The organism is Paenibacillus sp. FSL R5-0475 (assembly GCF_038004585.1).
GTDB lineage: Bacteria > Bacillota > Bacilli > Paenibacillales > Paenibacillaceae > Paenibacillus_AQ.
This window is the reverse complement of record NZ_JBBORK010000001.1, coordinates 2956904-2973946: the sequence shown is the minus strand read 5'-3', so window position 1 is coordinate 2973946 and position 17043 is coordinate 2956904. Positions and strand designations below refer to the sequence as shown.

Below are 17043 nucleotides of genomic sequence, written 5' to 3'. Positions count from 1 at the left end.
GAAAGGGGATCACTTTACTATGAATATACTTAATGAGGTTGATCAAGCATTAGCGAATCAATTAATTGATGTTCGTAGAAACCTACATAGAGAGCCTGAATTAGCTTATGAAGAATTTAAGACCACAGAGAAATTACGGGAATGGCTGACCCATGCCAATATTCATATTCTAGACCTTCCTTTACAAACCGGCCTTATCGCAGAGATCGGACAAGGTAATGGACCTGTTGTAGCTATTCGCTGTGATATTGATGCACTTCCGATAGAGGAACAGACCGGATTACCTTTTGTTTCTGAGATTCCTGGAAAAATGCATGCTTGTGGGCACGATTTTCACACGGCTACGATTCTAGGAGCTGCCTTATTGTTAAAGGCACGTGAAAGTGAATTGCCTGGCAAGGTTAGAGTATTGTTCCAACCAGCAGAAGAAACAGGGCATGGAGCGGAGAGTGTCTTAGCATCAGGAGGACTCAAGGGTGTTGACGCTATATTCGGTTTACATAATTCACCAGACCTGCCTACAGGAGCTTTTGGAACAAGAACAGGAGCTTTAACAGCAGGTGTTGATCGGTTTGAAATTACGATAAAAGGTGTCGGCGCTCATGCTGCTTATCCTGAAAAAGGTGTGGATTCCATTGTCACTGCGGCTCAGATCATTACCTCGCTACAAACCATCGTAAGCCGCCAAAACAGTACTACAGAACCGGTGGTGTTAAGTGTCACCAGAATTAATGGGGGCTTCACATGGAATGTCCTGCCGGAAAAAGTGGAATTAGAAGGTACGGTGCGAACTTACAATGAAGAGATCCGTCACCAAATTCCAGTCCAAATGACTCGAATTATTGAAGGGATTGCTGCAGCTGCTGGAGCAGAGGCTAAGCTACATTGGTATCCAGGACCACCAGCAACGATTAATCATGGCGAATGGGCTGACTTTACCAAAGAGGTCGCTTCAGATGCCGGATATATAGTACATGATATCCCTCCGCAAATGGGAGGAGAAGATTTCTCTTTTTATTTACAACAGATACCGGGTGCTTTTGTAAATATAGGATCAGGCCCAGCCTATGCTTTACATCACCCTCAGTTCGATGTGGATGAAGCTGCGATTTTACCCGCTGCGAAGTACTTCGCTTTATTGGCAGAACAAGCGCTGGTGAAGCTACAAGTCAAAGCTTAATTAATCTCCTAGACCTAAATCCTAAAGATGATTGAGAGGAATGTATATGATTGAACTAAAACAGGTTTCCAAAACGTTCACTCGGAAAGGAATCACGATTGATGCGCTTAAAGGGATCGATTTAAAGGTCGATAAAGGCGATATCTTTGGCGTTATCGGCTATAGTGGTGCGGGGAAAAGTACATTAATTCGTTTAGTCAATTATTTGGAAAGACCTACTGAAGGACAGGTCTTCGTTGCTGGGCGTGATTTAGGAACCTATAACGATAAAGAGTTACGGGCGGCTAAGAAGAATATCGGCATGATTTTTCAACATTTTAATCTATTAGAATCTAAAAAAGTATTTGATAATGTAGCGATTCCTCTAGTTCTCTTAAAAAAGAATAAGAATGAAATCCGCCAGCGTGTACAAGAGTTGCTAGAGTTTGTTGGATTAAGTGACAAAGCAGGGAGTTACCCTAGTGAATTGTCAGGTGGACAGAAGCAGCGGGTCGGGATTGCCAGAGCGCTTGCCTCGAATCCATCCATCCTATTATGTGATGAAGCGACTTCTGCCTTAGATCCACAGACAACACATTCTATTTTACAGCTATTAAAAAAAATCAATGCAGAGTACAACATTACTGTGATGATCATTACACATGAAATGTCTGTCATTCAAGAGATTTGCAACAAGGTGGCGGTGATGGAAGAGGGCCGAATTATTGAGCAAGGAAGCGTTCTGGATGTATTCGGTAGTCCGAAGCATAAGACGACACAGAATTTTGTGAAGACGGTTATTCAAAATAGCATTACGCCAAGCGTCCAAAAATCCATCAAAACAGAACCCGGAAGTGTCCTTTATAAACTTAATTTTGTTGGAGAAAGCGCCTCTGAGCCTATCCTGTTCGAGATGATTCGATCCTTCGATATGAAGGTCAATATTTTATTTGCGAACACGACCGAGATTCAGGAAACGACACTGGGTACAGTAATTATTCAATGCAGTGGAGATACAGCTGAGATTAACAATGCGTTATCTTTCTTAAAACGTCATGGAGTCGGTGTAGAGGAGGTAGAATCTAATGTTTTCGACCACATTAACAGGTGATCAATTTCTGCAGGCGATTATTGAAACGATTCAGATGGTTGGCGTCTCCTTGTTTGTTGGTTCTTTGATAGGGATACCCTTTGGTATATTGCTTGTAATCACTCGTCCTGGTGGGGTTTTGGAGAAAAAAGCGCTTTACGCCATACTAAATCCGATCATCAACATTATACGCTCTCTGCCTTTTATTATTTTACTTGTAGCGATTGTACCTTTCACACGTTTGATTGTTCATACTTCGATTGGGACAAGCGCAGCGATCGTACCTTTAATTATCTACATCGCACCTTATATTGGCCGTTTAGTAGAGAACTCCTTGCTTGAAGTGAACCCGGGAATTCTCGAAGCTGCTGAAGCGATGGGTGCTACGCCATTTCAAGTGATTTGGTACTTTTTGTTGCCAGAGGCGGTTGGATCATTAATTCTGTCTTTGACAACGGCAACGATCGGGTTGATCGGTGCAACTGCAATGGCTGGAACGGTAGGGGGCGGCGGTGTCGGCGACTTGGCGATTGTATATGGATACCAACGTTTTGACACGGTTGTAGTCGTAGCCACTGTGGTTATTCTCATTATTTTAGTGCAAGGCATTCAATCTTTAGGCAACACGCTAGCAAGAAAAATTCGCCGTTATTAGTCATTACATATTCCGGGAGGGAGTTTGGCAGATGAGTGAATGGAGCAAGCAAGATCGATTTAAAGCGATATTATCTGGAGAAAAGGCAGATCGCCCAATTGTAAGTGGTTGGCGGCATTTTATCGACAAAGAACAAACTGCAGATGATTTAGCGCAAACTACGATTTCTTTTACGAAACAATATGATTGGGACTGGGTCAAGATCAATCCTAGAGCAACTTATTTGGCGGAAGCTTGGGGCAATCAATATGATTTTACGGATTATCAGACTGTATTTCCAAGGCAGCAAACAACAGCAATTCCATCAGCGGTTAATCTATGGGATATCGAAGTTAAAGAGGCGGTGCATACAGCTTCCTTGGCAGAACACTTAGAGGGTGTTAGAAAAATTCGTCAAGGACTACCTGATACCCCACTAATCCAAACGGTATTCTCACCATTGACTGTATTGCTATTTATTGTAGGACGTTCTGCTTATGTTACAAAAACAGTGTTTGGCATTGAGCATCCAGTAACTTTGCAGTCGTTATTTAAGGAGCATCGTGCGGCAGCGCACCATGCATTACATGCGATTTCATTAACCTTAGCCGATTATGTACAAGAGCTGCAGCAAGTGGGTTCTGACGGTTTGTTCTACGCTGTGACAGGCACCGCTCACCCAGGATTATTTGATGAAGCCATGTTTGACGAGTTCTCCAGACCTTATGACTCTATTGTCTTAGAAGCTGCAAGCTACGGCAAAAACATTCTTCATACTTGTGGGGCTTATGCCCAGCCTGAGAAATTTAATGATTATCGAATTGATGGGATCAGCTGGGATACTGTAGCCGAGGGGAACCCTGGTTTAGAGGCGGATCTTAAAGCTACTAAAGTAGGTGGCGTCGATCATGGGCTGTTCGCTGTAAACGATATCGCACAAATTAAGCAGCAGGCTAAAGAAGCACTGACATTAATGAAAGACCAGCCTTTTATTCTTTCTCCAAATTGCGCTATCCCGCTTAATGTGACGGATGAGGCGTTAGCACAACTAAAACAATCTATATTTGAATAGGAGATGAAGTTATGAAAAAGTTGATAGTAGTGTTGATGATAGGGGTTCTAGCGGTGTTGACGGCTTGCGGGAATAGTCAATCCGATAATTCTGGAGATAAGAAGAAGCTTACCATTGGATTTGGTGTGGGAACCTATGAGGAGCAATTCCGCCAATCGATCCTTCCGATCCTAGAGAAACAAGGCTATAGCGTTGAAATTAAGTCCTTTTCTCAAAACATGCAGGTCAATCCTGCGATGAAGGAAGGCTCCATTGACGCAAGTATCTTCCAAAGCACAGCATACATGGAGGCAATTAACAAAGAAATCAAAGCAGACATGGTAGGAATTGCTTATGCGCCTGGTGCACCACAAGGTCTTTATTCCGTAAATCATACTACACTTGACGATGTTAAAGATGGTACAACCGTAGCTGTTCCGAATGATCCGGTGAACCAAGAGCGTGCACTTCGTATCCTGGAAGAATTGGGTTGGATCAAGATTAAAGATGGCGCAGGCGTAGCTGATTTTAACATCAACAGCATGGAACCGGATAAATATAACATTGATATTAAAATATTGGACCCTGCTCAAATCCTAGTTTCACTGCAAGATGTTGATTACGGCGTTGTAAACGGGAATTATATTGCTAATTCAGACAGAAAGATTACGGATGCCTTGAAAATCGAAAATACGCCTATGGAACACAGAATTATCGTATCGGTTAATAAAAAGGATGAAAATACACAGTGGGCGAAAGACTTGAAAGCAGCTTATGAATCTAAAGAGTTCGAAGAATATATTCGTGGAATAGAGAAATATGATGGTTTCATTCTGCCTGAAGCATGGGACAACAATTAAGTAAGGAAGTGAACGCAAGTGACACAAGAAAAGATTCATTTTATCGGTGGAGGACAGATGGCGGAAGCGATCATTCGCGCATGTATATCCAACAACACCCTGTCGGTAGATCAAATTAGTGTATCTGACATTAATGAAGCTCGTCTTCAGTTTTTGAGTACCAAATACGGAATAGATACGAAGAGCTCACAGGAGCAAAGCCTATCTACTGCAGATCTGATTGTGGTTGCGGTGCGTCCACAGGATGATTTAACTACACTTGGACAAATCGTACAACAATTCGCTTCACCTACCGCAGTCATCGTATCGATTGTGGCAGGTGTGACGAATGTCCAATTAGCTGGTTATTTTGGAGCTGAGAGGTCCATTATCCGTGTCATTCCAAATACATTAACGGATACAGGCTACGGATATAGCGGTGTAGCATTAAATGCTTACGCTAGCCGTGATCAAGTGGAGCATTTCTTACTCGGATTTGGTAAAGTGCAATATCTGGATGAGACATTAATGGATATTTTCACTGGATTTGGTGTGGCTGGCCCCAACTATATTTATTATTTCATTGAGTCTTTTGTAGATGCAGGTGTGCTTGCCGGATTGCCGCGTGAGCAAGCCTGGAATGTTGCACTGGAGAATATGATGGGATCGGTAGCTATGCTGCAGCAGACAGGGCTGCATCCAAGACAACTGCTAGATATTAATAATTCACCTGGCGGAGTTGGGATGCATGGCTTGTACGAATTAAATAACAGTGATTTCGCAGCAGGTCTGCAAAGAAGTGTTCTGGCAGCTGTGAAGCGTACTACTGAGCTAGGAGTGAAGTAATCATGGCAACAGTGAAATGGGATCATTTAGTACACTACGTCAATGATCTGTTTAAACCGGTTGAAATTTTTGGAGCTCATGATTTGGTTGCTTTTAAGGGAGGTTCTCATAAAGATTGGGGAACCTATAACGCATTAAGTTATTTCGGGCTAACCTATCTGGAATTTCTGGGCATTGAGAATCTTGAGTTGGCAAAGGCAACTGAACATAATCTAGTGGTGAAAGACGCTGTAAAACTTCTGCCGGAGCATGAAGTCTTGAGCAGAGTAGTCATCCGGACAGATGATATTGAAGAAGTAGCGGATTCCCTTAAGGCAGCGGGTTTATCACTATCTCCAATCATCGATGGGAAGCGTCTAGATAACGAGGGAAGATTAATCGAGTGGCGCATGATGACTATCGGTGGTGACTTTCAAGGCCTAGTCTATCCGTTCATCATTCAATGGAGCGGGACAGATGCAGAGAGGTTAGAAAGATTATCATCGTCTGGAGTCATCCAACCTCATCCTGCAGGTCATGTTGAAATCGTGCGCGCAGTATTCCATGTCTCCGATCCTGCAGCTACCGCTAAACACTGGGGATCGATATTCGGATTGCCTGTAACAGAGTCAGAGGACGGTACTTTTATCCTTACGATTGGAGATAAGTCTTTTGCTTTCGTACATGGGGACGAGAACCAGTTCAAACAGGTGTTTTTTGAAACGGATTCGTTAGCGCTGAAAGGGAAGACGATTCAGATCGGTGACGGGGAGTATGTTTTTGTATAAGGCATTAGTTTCTATATAATTTAAGATGAAAAGACTTGCTCGAAGGTATTGATACCTCGAGCAAGTCTTTTTGCTATCCATTGATGTGATCTTTTTGTTTTAATCAATTTGTAAACCAGATGAAATTCCATTTTATAGTAATATAACCATGATAACGAAGATTGAAAACCTCGAGTATGCAGTTAAGAGATAACTTTCAACGGATTAATTCATGTACCAAAAGTATAGTGTCCACATTGATTGGGATTGCAATTGAAGAAGGATGTATCCCTTCTGTTGAGATTACTTTGAATAACAAATGTTTTTTGCGATGATAACTTTTTCAAGTACAGATAATCGGCAGTCATCGAAATATCGTTGTTGTCACAAAACGACTCCTTATCTCGTTTTATATGCAGACGGAATAAGGAGTGGTTGCAATGAAAGAATTGACATGCATCGTTATTGGCGGAGGATATGCAGGTATTAATGCAGTTAAAGCGATTCGGAAAACATTTAAGGGGCAAGCAAGTAAACGAACACTCCGACTTATTTTAATCGATAAGAACCCTTATCACTTTCGCAAAGTATTGCTTTTTAAGCCCGCGGTCGGAGATGAAGAGATTACTATCCCTCTGACTAGGTTATTTCCCGAGGGGGTTGAATTCGTTCAGGCTACTGTAACGAAAATCGAATCAGGGGAAAGAAGGCTACTTTGTCAGGATGCTGTAGGAAATAAGAATTCGATAAAATATGACTTCCTCGTTTTGGCGGTGGGCAGCGTCGTGCGGCAACCCGACTCTGATCTAGGAGGTATAGCATTAGCGAGTTTAGACGCTGCGTGGAAGATCCGAGAGGCATGGCGCGCGAATATAAAGAAAGCTGTAAAGGAAAAAAGCTCGAAAGAACGTCAGAGATTAATGACCATTGCCGTTGTTGGAGCGGGCATAAGCGGCATCGAGACATCTGCTGAACTAGCTTATTTTTTTCGTGATGATGCGGTATCATTGGGACTTGACCCGAATGCTGTAAGGATAAATTTATTTAACGCGAATAAGAGACTTTTCCCAGAAGGCCCGGCAAAAGTAGGGCTTAAACTGGAACGTTCACTTGACGCTTGCGGAGTAACTACCTTACATGGAAGTAGGGTATTACAGGAGAAAGAGGGAGTGCTAACCTTATCTAACGGCGAGACGATGTCCGCTGGCCTATGTGTCTGGACGCTGGGGCTGTTACCCAACCCAATGCTGCAAAGCATCGGGTTACCGATCACTCCGGAAGGATACGTGATCGTAGATGCAAGTTATCGGGTTCAAGGGGCCCAGGGTGTATACAGTATCGGCGACTGCGCGCGAATCGTAGACCCTGCTACCGGACGGGTGGACGGGAAGACGTGTAAGGAAGCGACCGCCCAAGCAGCAAGGCTTGGAAAGATTTTATCGGCGGATATTGCAGGGCGTCCGGCACCCATGCATAAGGAATTTATTGACTTTTTTTGTTTTGCCTTAGGTCCGGAGCAGGGAATGGTATGGACACATCAATGGGGGTTAGATATTATTTTTACAGGAAAGCTGGGTTGGCGAATAAGGAAATTCACATGGGATTCGGCAAGTCTGTTAAAATAATGTAAACAGAGGGTTAGTGGAAAAGGGTGGAATTTTAAGATGCAAGAGTTATATGAGCATTATAAAGGGCTGCTTTTTACGCTTGCCTACCAACTGACTGGATCGGTCTCCGATGCGGAGGACGCTGTGCAGGACGTATTCCTGAAGTTGTATGATGTAAAGCTGGATCGATTGGTTGAACCTAAAGCATATTTGTGCAAAATGGTAACTAATCGCTGTCGGGATTAATTCAATTCGGCGCGTAAGCGGCGGGAACAGTATTTCGGGCAATGGCTTCCTGAGCCCCTTCTTACTCCGAATGATGAATCGTTTGAATCGGTTGTTCAAGGCGAGCTGCTGTCTTATGCTATGCTCGTCTTGCTTGAAAGGCTGTCCCTTACGGAACGGGCAGTGTTCGTGCTTCGTGAGGCGCTCGGCTTTGAATATGCTAATATTGCTGAGCTCGTTGGCAAAAGCGAAGCGAATTGCCGCAAGCTGATCAGCCGTGCGAGAGGAAAAATGGGGATTACCCCCGATGAACCAGTCAATCCCGAAGCTGCAAGCGAAGAGTGGGTCCGTCGACTCCTAGCGGCTCTCGAACAGGGTAACGTGGATAGGGTTGTATCCATGCTCGCCAAAGATGTCGTGTTGGTCTCAGATGGAGGGGGTAAAGCCTTCGCCGCCGTCCATCCTATTGAATCGCGCGATCTCGTCGCCCGTTTCCTTCTCGGCTTAACTCGTAAGGCTCCTCATTACGAAGGAGGCGTGCATGTAGAAATGAGGGATATAAATGGCCAAACAGGACTCGTTGTCCGTTCAGGAGATGGGATCGTAACTGTTGCGCTAATGCATGTCGAGAGAAATTCGATTCGCAACTTATACTTTGTTAGGAACCCAGATAAGCTGAGGCATTTATTGAAATGAAAAGAGGATTTGAAAAAAATCGCCGTTAGAACAGTTATGGAGATGCGGGGAAGTGAGCACTCCGGTAACACTAACGGAGTTGATTACTAATAACAAGGAATTCAGGAGTGTAACAACACTACTAGGATCAGAATAAAGGAATACAGTGGATTAGCCAACAAATCACTTAAAGTGCTTGTTAGAAGTTAAGTTTAGTGGTAATCAAAGTGAGGGTTATGTTATGCCAAAAAATGATAATATGCTAAAAATTCTATGGATGTTGAATTCGGGAGAGAAATTGACTGCAAAGCAGATATCGGAAAAGTTAGAGATGAATATAAGAACAGTTTATCGGTATATTGATGCATTATGTGCCAGTGGTGTCCCTATCATATCCGACACAGGGCACAATGGCGGGTATAGCTTGCTGCACAATTTTATCAAATCTCCTCTGCTATTTAGTATTGATGAAAAAAAGACACTGCTTCATGCTGCCCTATTTGCAAAAGAAGCCGGATATCCTTTGAGTGAGGCATTAGAGAATGCAACATCTAAGTTGAAAATGTATTCGAATCAGGAGCAGGAAAGTATACTAAGCCATCATTTAGCCGGATTTGAAGTAATAAACCGCAAGGGATACCCCGCTGTTCAGCCGGTATTGCAGGAATTGGAGCACGCTGTAGCAAATGAATGGTCTGTAGAAATTTCTTATCGTAACAGTCATGAAGAGCAGTCCCCAAATAGGGTAATAGACCCCTATGGCGTGGTTAATTGGAACAATAAGTGGTACACAATTGCATTTTGCCACCTGCGGAATGAGATCCGCAGCTTTCGGGTAGAACGAATTCTGAACATCACACGCACGCCATTCTCATTTAGGCGTCCCAATGATTTTTCAGCGCGTGCTTTTTTTATGAAAAATCTGTTACCAGATGTAGTAGGTAAATCCGAATTAATTTCTTTAATTATTGGTGGCAGGGCAGAGGCGTTGGATGATTTATGCATACATTGGTTTTTGGAGCATCATTTGCAGGAGCGGACATCAACGCAAGCATTTTTTTTGCTTGAGGAAGAATCACTGTATACATATGTTCCGTATATAATTCTTCCCTATGGGAAATCCATTCAAGTTATAGAGCCACAGAATCTAAAGAATAAACTTGTGGCGGTTGCTTCAGAGTTAATGGAATATTATCAAGTTTAACAACTTCACTGACAGCAGATGTCAGTGAAGTTGTTTTATTATAATGATAACCACTCATTAAAGATGAATGGTTGCTGTTACCTAATAAACTTTATGAGGAGCACTTAGAAATGAATAATACAGTATATCTTTATGTGTTTGATACCATGTCCGATTGGGAAATAGGTTATTTAGCCGCCGAACTGAACTCTGGAAGACACTTCAGACAGGGGCTGGGTCCAGCAAAAATTGTCACCGTTGGGATAGAAAAGACTCCAGTAACTACAATGGGCGGATTGAAAATAATGCCTGACATTAAAGTGGATGAGTGCAGCATTAAAAGCGTAGATGCACTGATTTTACCTGGTGGAAATACATGGACAGAAGCTATTCACGTGCCCATATTAAAAATTGCCGAGATGTGTTTAAAGGAAGGGATAGTAGTTGGAGCAATTTGCGGTGCTACCTTAGGACTTGCTCAAGCAGGATTGTTAGATTCACGTTGGCACACAAGCAATGATTTGGCCTACCTTAAAATGATTTGCCATTCTTACACGGGCGAAGAATATTACAAAGTGGAATCTGCTGTCACCGATGGGAAATTGATCACCGCATCCGGAGTAGCTCCATTAGAATTTTCTGTTCATGTTTTAAAAGCGCTAGATGTATTTTCTCCAAAAACATTAGACGCTTGGTATAGACTTAATAAAACTCAGGAACCTAAATATTTCTACGAGTTAATGAATTCAATCCAATGACAGTATAGGGATATTAGGCATGTGGAGTGCTGTGTGTTGTTGATTCACTAATAATGTCTGAAGACTACATTTACCTATAAATAGAAGCCCAGGCGTATTCAACGCTTGGGCTTTTGCAGTTCGGTCTAAGCCGCGCTATCATCCAATAATTCTCTAGGGGGTCATGATTTTTATTTGATCGGAATGTACAGATCTACTTTGGAATCAGGATGATCATATCCTAAATATCGTTGATCGTATAGCTCAAAATCCTCACGCTCGTCCATTTCCTCTTTCGTGTTAAGGAACCACGTTCCCCAAATATAATGGAACGTTTGGGGAAGCGTGCGCAGTGTACCAGTGTGAGTGAATACGGCGTAATGCCCCTCTGGAATTACCTTTTGTACAAATTTTGCAGGAAGTCCTTCAAAAGAATCCACTTCGATGCCAGCGACCTCCGTAAATAACACCTCATCACTCATGGAGTACAGGCTGTTTTCATGACAGGCCTCGCAGATGCCAAATCCTCGTCCATTAAGTGAACGATGGGGAATTCGAGTAGAAATTTTGTTGAATTTCTGCCACAGTTCGGCTAGTTTGTTATCCTTGAGCGTTGTTTCTCCACGTATTCCGGCGACCTTCGTCTCTGGGAGTTTTACAATGGTAGGATGTACGGTAACATTGCAAGTTAGATGCTCCAATAAATTAGCGTGCAGTTTAGTCTTGGAAGCAATGAAGGTGTCCAGTCGATTGATACGGTATTCCTGCGGGCTGACCTTATATATGAATTTAAACGCACGACTAAAAGACTCGGCGGACTCAAAGCCGTTGTCTAGCGCAACATCTATAATTCTTTTGTTTGTGTAAAGCAAAGCTTTTGCAGCATTGGCCAGTCGACGTTTCTTAATATAGCTGCCGATGCTTTCCCCTAATATAGCGGTGAATTGGCGGTTCAAATGATAGTAGGAATACCCTGCTGCCCGAGCAACATCCTCTACTTTAATCGCTTCGCCAAGCATGTCTTCAATATAGATTATCGCTTGCTCTAACGCCAGTCGATAGTCCAATTTGAATCCCTCCATCGGTCAACTGTTCAAAGATTGATAATCGAACATAGCTTTGTCCGCTCTCTCCATACAAATCTGGATATTTGTTGTGGAGTCTGGTATAGCTTGTTTTAAATCATAAGTCTGCCAGCCATTTTCCGCTCTGCCGCCCCAACATAGCTCTATTATACCGTCTGCGGGGGAGAACACCATGCTTTTGGTTGTACCGAAGTAATCCTCATAATAATGACTGCACAGCCCATTCGGGTATTTGGACAACAGCATCTCCTTTAGATGTTCATTCGTCATAGCTGTTGCTCCTTTCAGTTGGGAAGCGATCCACTCCCCTCGCCGCAAAGAATGAATGGCAGCCTGGGGCTCATAACGAACTAATGGTGGAAGAACTGGATGATTGGTAGCCCAGAGGAACTGCTCTTGCGAAGCTGGACTAATTTGCTTCGTTGCTTGCATGCCGTTCATCGTTTCAAACAAGGCGGCATTCCCATTTTTATCTAGCAGCATCAAATTGACATTACAGGCGATAGGCATCTCTTTCAAATAAAAAAGTGATTCTTCGACATTTTTACAATTTTCCAGTAACGCCCGAATGGCCGCCCAGAAATGTAATCCTTTTACTTTAGGTGCACGCAAAAAGGGCACAGCCCCGACAGGAAAGCCGCAAGCACTCATTGTAACAGCAAGTCCGTGCTCATTAAAACCGTCGTCTCTCCCAAAGCTCATTGTACTTGTGCCCATGTGCGTATATTTACCTGTTACTGAGGTTCTGACTAACACAAAATCCTCGATCTGATGATTGAATTCATAGTTGCGAGCTAACAATGGCTTGTTCTGTGCTGTCATATTTGGCAGCAAGGTAATCTGACTGCATCGCGGCAGCAGATACGTCATGGCGTAGTAAGCGATTTGCTCGGTATTAACCTTTAATGCATCGGCAAAGCCAACAATTTCTTCTGAAATGCCTGGGCACCACTCATCGAATAGTTTGACAGCGTCTTTATATTCTGTTAGACCAAAGCCTTCGAGTTTACGAGTGTAAGCAATCTTGTGTGCTGTATTTTCTGAAATAATATTGCCTAGCTTATACCCAATTTCATAGCTTGTTCCTTTCAAATCCAGTGTATGAACGGAAATCGTTAACATCCTGTTCCCTCCTTTTTTCTACAGTTTAAGGTGGAAAGGGAAGTAGTGCATGATATTTTGTGCTGTTTTTTTGCAATACCAAAATAAGTTGTTTTTACCGCATAACAGAAGTTAATGGAGGATATAACAAAGGTCCATCATATCTTATCGGATGGGCCTTTACTGGGGTGACTGTTGCAATTCCGCCGTTTATTCTACCTCACTAAGAATCTTTTCAATTTTTTCGATGCGGGTTCGAATTTGCGACAATTCCTTAGATGATTTGTCTTGTCTATGAGAATTCCGAATCCGAATGCCATTCCGGAATAACCATATAAACTTCCGCTGTCTTGATTCATGGATAGACCTCCTATTATTCATCATCTATTTGAGAAACTTTGGCACATAATGTTGGGGCCAATTTCGTAATTATTTCCGGCGTGAGTAGGAATTTAAAATCCGTCAGCTCATGTTATTTAGGTGATAGTCCATACTTTTAGAATAGTGGCGCATATTATATTTTAGGAAGTAAAAGGGAGGGATAATCAATGAGCTGTGGAGTTGGAGGCAGATTTACTTCTACTGGAGAAATTTTGGTTCTTTATATCTTATTGGTAATTATATTATCTGCTTGTTTCTTTGTATAATAGCAGGCTATCAGAAAGAACAATAGCCACTGTTCCAAGGCTATTGTTCTTTTTTGCAAATGTTGATGGACATGCCAATCCTTTATTTCGTTCCAATAACGAGAATAAATCCGATGTATTCATGATAACGGTCCATTATACTGTTGTACTTACTGATCACTTCCCAAATCGTGTGGTCAAGAAAGGAATCAGTGTCCATTTGTTGATAATGGTCTGGATGCTCTGTAAGATCCTCACTTGATTTAGGGAACAAGAAGGGACCATCTATCTGTGAATGATAAAATCCCATAGTGTTTACTAATGCTGACCATTTATTAAAGTCCCATAGATTCTTTACATGATAAAATGTACTAATCATTTGATTAATTTCTGTAGACATAGGTTTATATTGAATCATTTCTCTGTCAAAAAGCTTGCCTCCAGTCCGCAGAACCCTATAATATTCCGAGAATGCCTTTTCTGTATCAGTGAAAATGGATACAGACTCAACAAGAATCACATCAAATGACTCGTTAGGAAAAGGAAGCGAACTTGCGTCACCTACTAAGAATTGAATTATAGATTTCTCTTTTTCAGCCCGTATTTTTGCTTTTGAGATCATATCTGGGTGAATATCTATACCTATTACATCATGACCTTGTGCAGCTAAATAACAAGATGTTCTGCCAGTGCCACAACCAACTTCAAGGATTCGGGAAGCAGGTGGTAGTGGATATTGTTCAAATTGCTTTAAAGTTGCAGTAAACCCTCCAGGATGAGCATTTCCAACACCTAATTTAGCAAGCATATTCAAATATTCCATGAGTGTAAATTCCTTTCACTGCGGGTCTTATTTTATAATATGAAAAAAAAATAACTTTGTACCGCAGTGCTAAATATTAATGACTTAAGAACATACATAAAAAGAAAATGTTGGTTTATTTTTAAATTAAAAGCCAGGTCGTCAAGCAATGTGCGTAATTGCTTGACGATCTGGATTTTTTTGCTAAAAAGGATATGATTGTCCGTTCTTTTAGTAGTCTCCGATTACAAGTTGGGGTTTTATTTAATTTATTCAAGAACACTTGAAAATAATGTAAATGTAGAGTATTGTAAGTGATAAGTAGTAAGTAGTAAGTAGTAAGTAGTAAGTAAATTAAAACGCTCACCATACGGAATAAATATCATCCAGTAAATACGAATTTATGGATAGGGGTGGATGGTTATGATGGATTTAAAATTAGCACCGAGTTTTTCAGTGATCGCGCTTAATGCACAGAGAAGTCTTCATATGACTACTGTCAAGAAAGTGTCTTTACGCTGTATGGCAGCAGCGGTTATATTGGAGCTTTACTTAGAGGGATGTTTTACGCAATCAGAGAACAAGTTAACTTTGCCCAAGGAAGGATTTGATCAAGTTCATTCAGCACTTTATAGAGAAACGGTTCTACAGCCCTTGCTTCATAAACATGCTGAAGTGAAGGGTGATCTTAATTGGTGGGTAAAAAAGGCCTCCATGCTGTCTAACAAACAATTAAAAAAGTTCGAGACCGCGATTTCAGATGATCTTAAAGCAATGGATTTGCTTGAAGATATCCCAAGTCTGTTAGGGAGCGACATGTATTTTGATACTGCCGAAGTTGAAGTTAGAGCGTATCGCAGTAATATGGAGGCGTACTCAAGCATTACAGAGAACATTCGCGCAGAGATTTTGGAAGAGGGTTCAGTAACGGATGAGGTCATTTGTATGCTGTGGCTGCTTCGTGAATGTGGATGCATGCATGATTTCTTCTCGCTAAATGAAATAGAAAAGGTAAATATCAAACTACATGATCTATACCAAAGTAATGTATGGGCAAAGGCATTGCTTCCAATACAAATTCACCATGGAATTGAGCTGGGAATCAAACGCTTTTTAGAATTGAAGACAAAGTTTGCGAAGACTTTTATCGGTAGTAGCATCAATCTTTTATTCCCTGCCCTAGAGCCATCGCGAGCTGTCTTTATAGAAACAGAGTCTTGGTTTGATAATTCTAATCAAAGACTAGACGCAGTTATTACAAGATTATTGTCCTATGGACATGAAGTTAAGGTGATGGAGAGAGGATCGATTGCGACCCTTAAAATTGATAATTTGTTATACGATGCGATCCCGCATTTTGTAATGATGAAAGTGCCAATCCAAGGTGTGCGTCTTGTTCCGAAGCGCCCGCTGTAAAGGAGTTGGTAATCAATGTCTAGACAACGCTCCATGGAGAATATTTTGGCTTCAGAGTATGTATCTATAGGTGAATTGGTAAGAATCACAAACTCTCGTTATAGTACACTCAAACATTACACAGAAGAAGGCATGCTTCCCTTTGAACAGGCCGAGGAGAATTTAACACGCAGATATAAAAGAGAGAAAACCGTCGCACGCATTCTTTGGATCAAAGAGATGAAAACAAACGGTTTATCTATCCCGCAAATTAAAGAAGCTTTAGGAATGAATTAAACATCGGGATTCCCGATGTTTTTTGCTTTTTTAGTCAAAGAATTATAAACCCTCAGATAGCCGTGCCCCAATCATCTGAATAAATTGCTCAGCCGCAACAGACAGCTTTCGATCCCGTCGTACTGCAAAACCTATACTGCGAGGTAAAAGCGGATCTTCTAACTTCAACTCATGAAGCTTTCCACTGTGAAGATCCTCTTGCACGAAAGAACGGCTGATAAAAGCTGCCCCATAACCTAATCTGGCGAACTCTGCTAGCAGTTCTATACTCCCCAATTCAATATCTGGAATTACCGATAATCCCTTAGTCGCAAACCATTGTTCAACAAATACTCTAGTGCTGCTCCCTTGAGAAAATAGGATTAAAGGCAGCTCTGACACTTCTCTCATGGTTAGTGAACGACTCGCTAATTCTTGATAGGCTTCACCTACTACAAAACAATCCTCCAACACAGCCAGCGTCTGTATATTTAGCAGTGAATCGTGAAGAGGCATATGGACAAAGGCGCAGTCGATCTCACCATCTTTTAAACGCTTAGTGATGTCTGGCGTCTTCCCATGAGAGAGACGAATTCGTATACCTGGGTATGTGCTATGAAAGGTATTCAACTGCGGCAACAAAAGATTCTTGATCAGATAATCACTGGCTCCGATTCGTATTTCTCCCTCATTTAACTGCTTCAAGCTCTCCAGATGCTTCTGTGCAGAATCCAGCATGGAAAAGGATTGCTCCACATATTCAAATAGCGCTCGTCCTTCTTCTGTAAGCTCTACACCTTTGGACAGCCTGTGAAACAGCTTCAGTCCTAAGGCTTCTTCCATTTGTTTAATGGCATAACTCACAGAAGGCTGTGTAATATGTAGTTCCCCTGCAGCTTTTGTTAAATTTCGATGACGTGCCGTTTGCCAGAAAATACGATACCACTCCAAGTTGAACATGTGGTA

Annotated in this window: 17 protein-coding genes and 1 pseudogene; 14 read left to right on the top strand and 4 right to left on the bottom strand. The window is 42.0% G+C overall.

Features of this window, described 5'->3' with window-relative positions; all coding sequences use genetic code 11:
• Positions 1-19 precede the first annotated feature (19 nt).
• The 11 genes and pseudogenes from MKX41_RS13410 (at position 20) to MKX41_RS13360 (ending at position 10813) form a co-directional block, all read left to right on the top strand.
• The gene (locus MKX41_RS13410; RefSeq protein ID WP_340971081.1) at positions 20-1180 is read left to right on the top strand and encodes an amidohydrolase; all 1161 of its coding nucleotides are present in this window, start codon (positions 20-22) and stop codon (positions 1178-1180) included.
• A 46-nt stretch (positions 1181-1226) separates the two neighbouring features.
• A complete protein-coding gene (locus MKX41_RS13405; protein WP_042189539.1) occupies positions 1227-2270 on the top strand; it encodes a methionine ABC transporter ATP-binding protein in 1044 nt (347 codons plus the stop codon).
• Positions 2245-2904: a methionine ABC transporter permease gene (locus MKX41_RS13400; RefSeq protein WP_340971077.1), complete on the top strand. Its 660-nt coding sequence runs from the start codon at positions 2245-2247 to the stop codon at positions 2902-2904. Before MKX41_RS13405 ends, MKX41_RS13400 begins: the two co-directional genes overlap by 26 nt.
• Positions 2905-2935: 31 nt before the next feature.
• On the top strand, positions 2936-3955 hold the full coding sequence (locus MKX41_RS13395; RefSeq protein ID WP_340971075.1) for a uroporphyrinogen decarboxylase family protein: 1020 nt from the start codon (positions 2936-2938) through the stop codon (positions 3953-3955).
• An 11-nt stretch (positions 3956-3966) separates the two neighbouring features.
• Positions 3967-4794, top strand: coding sequence for a MetQ/NlpA family ABC transporter substrate-binding protein (locus MKX41_RS13390; protein WP_076299273.1), 828 nt, complete (start codon positions 3967-3969; stop codon positions 4792-4794).
• An 18-nt stretch (positions 4795-4812) separates the two neighbouring features.
• Complete coding sequence (gene proC / locus MKX41_RS13385; RefSeq protein ID WP_340971073.1) at positions 4813-5619, top strand: pyrroline-5-carboxylate reductase; 807 nt, start codon at positions 4813-4815, stop codon at positions 5617-5619.
• Positions 5620-5621: 2 nt separating this feature from the next.
• A complete protein-coding gene (locus MKX41_RS13380; protein WP_340971071.1) occupies positions 5622-6386 on the top strand; it encodes a VOC family protein in 765 nt (254 codons plus the stop codon).
• A 419-nt stretch (positions 6387-6805) separates the two neighbouring features.
• Positions 6806-7990 (top strand): NAD(P)/FAD-dependent oxidoreductase, encoded by a 1185-nt coding sequence (locus tag MKX41_RS13375; RefSeq protein WP_340971069.1) that lies wholly within the window; start codon positions 6806-6808, stop codon positions 7988-7990.
• A 39-nt stretch (positions 7991-8029) separates the two neighbouring features.
• A pseudogene (sigJ, locus tag MKX41_RS13370) lies at positions 8030-8893 on the top strand (RNA polymerase sigma factor SigJ).
• 220 nt (positions 8894-9113) lie between these two features.
• Complete coding sequence (locus tag MKX41_RS13365; protein WP_340971067.1) at positions 9114-10076, top strand: helix-turn-helix transcriptional regulator; 963 nt, start codon at positions 9114-9116, stop codon at positions 10074-10076.
• Positions 10077-10186: 110 nt separating this feature from the next.
• Positions 10187-10813: a type 1 glutamine amidotransferase family protein gene (locus MKX41_RS13360; RefSeq protein WP_340971066.1), complete on the top strand. Its 627-nt coding sequence runs from the start codon at positions 10187-10189 to the stop codon at positions 10811-10813.
• Between the two features lie 170 nt (positions 10814-10983).
• Here MKX41_RS13360 and MKX41_RS13355 read toward each other — a convergent pair whose 3' ends face one another.
• On the bottom strand, positions 10984-11859 hold the full coding sequence (locus MKX41_RS13355) for an AraC family transcriptional regulator (protein ID WP_340971064.1): 876 nt from the start codon (positions 11857-11859) through the stop codon (positions 10984-10986).
• Positions 11860-11877: 18 nt separating this feature from the next.
• Entirely contained in the window at positions 11878-12999 is a 1122-nt protein-coding gene (locus tag MKX41_RS13350) for a C45 family peptidase (protein WP_340971062.1), read from the bottom strand.
• A 527-nt stretch (positions 13000-13526) separates the two neighbouring features.
• Between MKX41_RS13350 and MKX41_RS13345 the strand changes: the two genes are divergently transcribed.
• Positions 13527-13625 carry a sporulation protein YjcZ gene (locus MKX41_RS13345; protein WP_139328621.1) on the top strand — a complete coding sequence of 33 codons (99 nt, stop codon included), beginning with the start codon at positions 13527-13529 and terminating at the stop codon, positions 13623-13625.
• A gap of 82 nt (positions 13626-13707) precedes the next feature.
• Here MKX41_RS13345 and MKX41_RS13340 read toward each other — a convergent pair whose 3' ends face one another.
• Positions 13708-14427, bottom strand: coding sequence for a class I SAM-dependent methyltransferase (locus MKX41_RS13340; protein ID WP_076285383.1), 720 nt, complete (start codon positions 14425-14427; stop codon positions 13708-13710).
• Between the two features lie 402 nt (positions 14428-14829).
• Between MKX41_RS13340 and MKX41_RS13335 the strand changes: the two genes are divergently transcribed.
• Both MKX41_RS13335 and MKX41_RS13330 read left to right on the top strand, forming a co-directional pair.
• On the top strand, positions 14830-15822 hold the full coding sequence (locus MKX41_RS13335; RefSeq protein ID WP_340971057.1) for a hypothetical protein: 993 nt from the start codon (positions 14830-14832) through the stop codon (positions 15820-15822).
• Positions 15823-15837: 15 nt separating this feature from the next.
• Positions 15838-16098 carry a helix-turn-helix domain-containing protein gene (locus tag MKX41_RS13330; protein WP_339796899.1) on the top strand — a complete coding sequence of 87 codons (261 nt, stop codon included), beginning with the start codon at positions 15838-15840 and terminating at the stop codon, positions 16096-16098.
• 42 nt (positions 16099-16140) lie between these two features.
• Here MKX41_RS13330 and MKX41_RS13325 read toward each other — a convergent pair whose 3' ends face one another.
• Entirely contained in the window at positions 16141-17037 is an 897-nt protein-coding gene (locus MKX41_RS13325; protein ID WP_340971055.1) for a LysR family transcriptional regulator, read from the bottom strand.
• Positions 17038-17043: the final 6 nt, after the last annotated feature.

What these genes read in the sequence shown, in the direction of transcription:
- MKX41_RS13390 (WP_076299273.1), top strand. Translation starts at nt 3,967, where the DNA reads ATGAAAAAGTTGATAGTAGTGTTGATGATAGGGGTTCTAGCGGTGTTG.
- MKX41_RS13400 (WP_340971077.1), top strand. Translation starts at nt 2,245, where the DNA reads ATGTTTTCGACCACATTAACAGGTGATCAATTTCTGCAGGCGATTATT.
- MKX41_RS13380 (WP_340971071.1), top strand. Translation starts at nt 5,622, where the DNA reads ATGGCAACAGTGAAATGGGATCATTTAGTACACTACGTCAATGATCTG.
- MKX41_RS13325 (WP_340971055.1), bottom strand. Translation starts at nt 17,037, where the DNA reads ATGTTCAACTTGGAGTGGTATCGTATTTTCTGGCAAACGGCACGTCAT.
- MKX41_RS13340 (WP_076285383.1), bottom strand. Translation starts at nt 14,427, where the DNA reads ATGGAATATTTGAATATGCTTGCTAAATTAGGTGTTGGAAATGCTCAT.
- MKX41_RS13335 (WP_340971057.1), top strand. Translation starts at nt 14,830, where the DNA reads ATGATGGATTTAAAATTAGCACCGAGTTTTTCAGTGATCGCGCTTAAT.
- MKX41_RS13345 (WP_139328621.1), top strand. Translation starts at nt 13,527, where the DNA reads ATGAGCTGTGGAGTTGGAGGCAGATTTACTTCTACTGGAGAAATTTTG.
- MKX41_RS13365 (WP_340971067.1), top strand. Translation starts at nt 9,114, where the DNA reads ATGCCAAAAAATGATAATATGCTAAAAATTCTATGGATGTTGAATTCG.
- MKX41_RS13405 (WP_042189539.1), top strand. Translation starts at nt 1,227, where the DNA reads ATGATTGAACTAAAACAGGTTTCCAAAACGTTCACTCGGAAAGGAATC.
- MKX41_RS13395 (WP_340971075.1), top strand. Translation starts at nt 2,936, where the DNA reads ATGAGTGAATGGAGCAAGCAAGATCGATTTAAAGCGATATTATCTGGA.
- MKX41_RS13330 (WP_339796899.1), top strand. Translation starts at nt 15,838, where the DNA reads ATGTCTAGACAACGCTCCATGGAGAATATTTTGGCTTCAGAGTATGTA.
- MKX41_RS13375 (WP_340971069.1), top strand. Translation starts at nt 6,806, where the DNA reads ATGAAAGAATTGACATGCATCGTTATTGGCGGAGGATATGCAGGTATT.
- MKX41_RS13360 (WP_340971066.1), top strand. Translation starts at nt 10,187, where the DNA reads ATGAATAATACAGTATATCTTTATGTGTTTGATACCATGTCCGATTGG.
- MKX41_RS13350 (WP_340971062.1), bottom strand. Translation starts at nt 12,999, where the DNA reads ATGTTAACGATTTCCGTTCATACACTGGATTTGAAAGGAACAAGCTAT.
- MKX41_RS13410 (WP_340971081.1), top strand. Translation starts at nt 20, where the DNA reads ATGAATATACTTAATGAGGTTGATCAAGCATTAGCGAATCAATTAATT.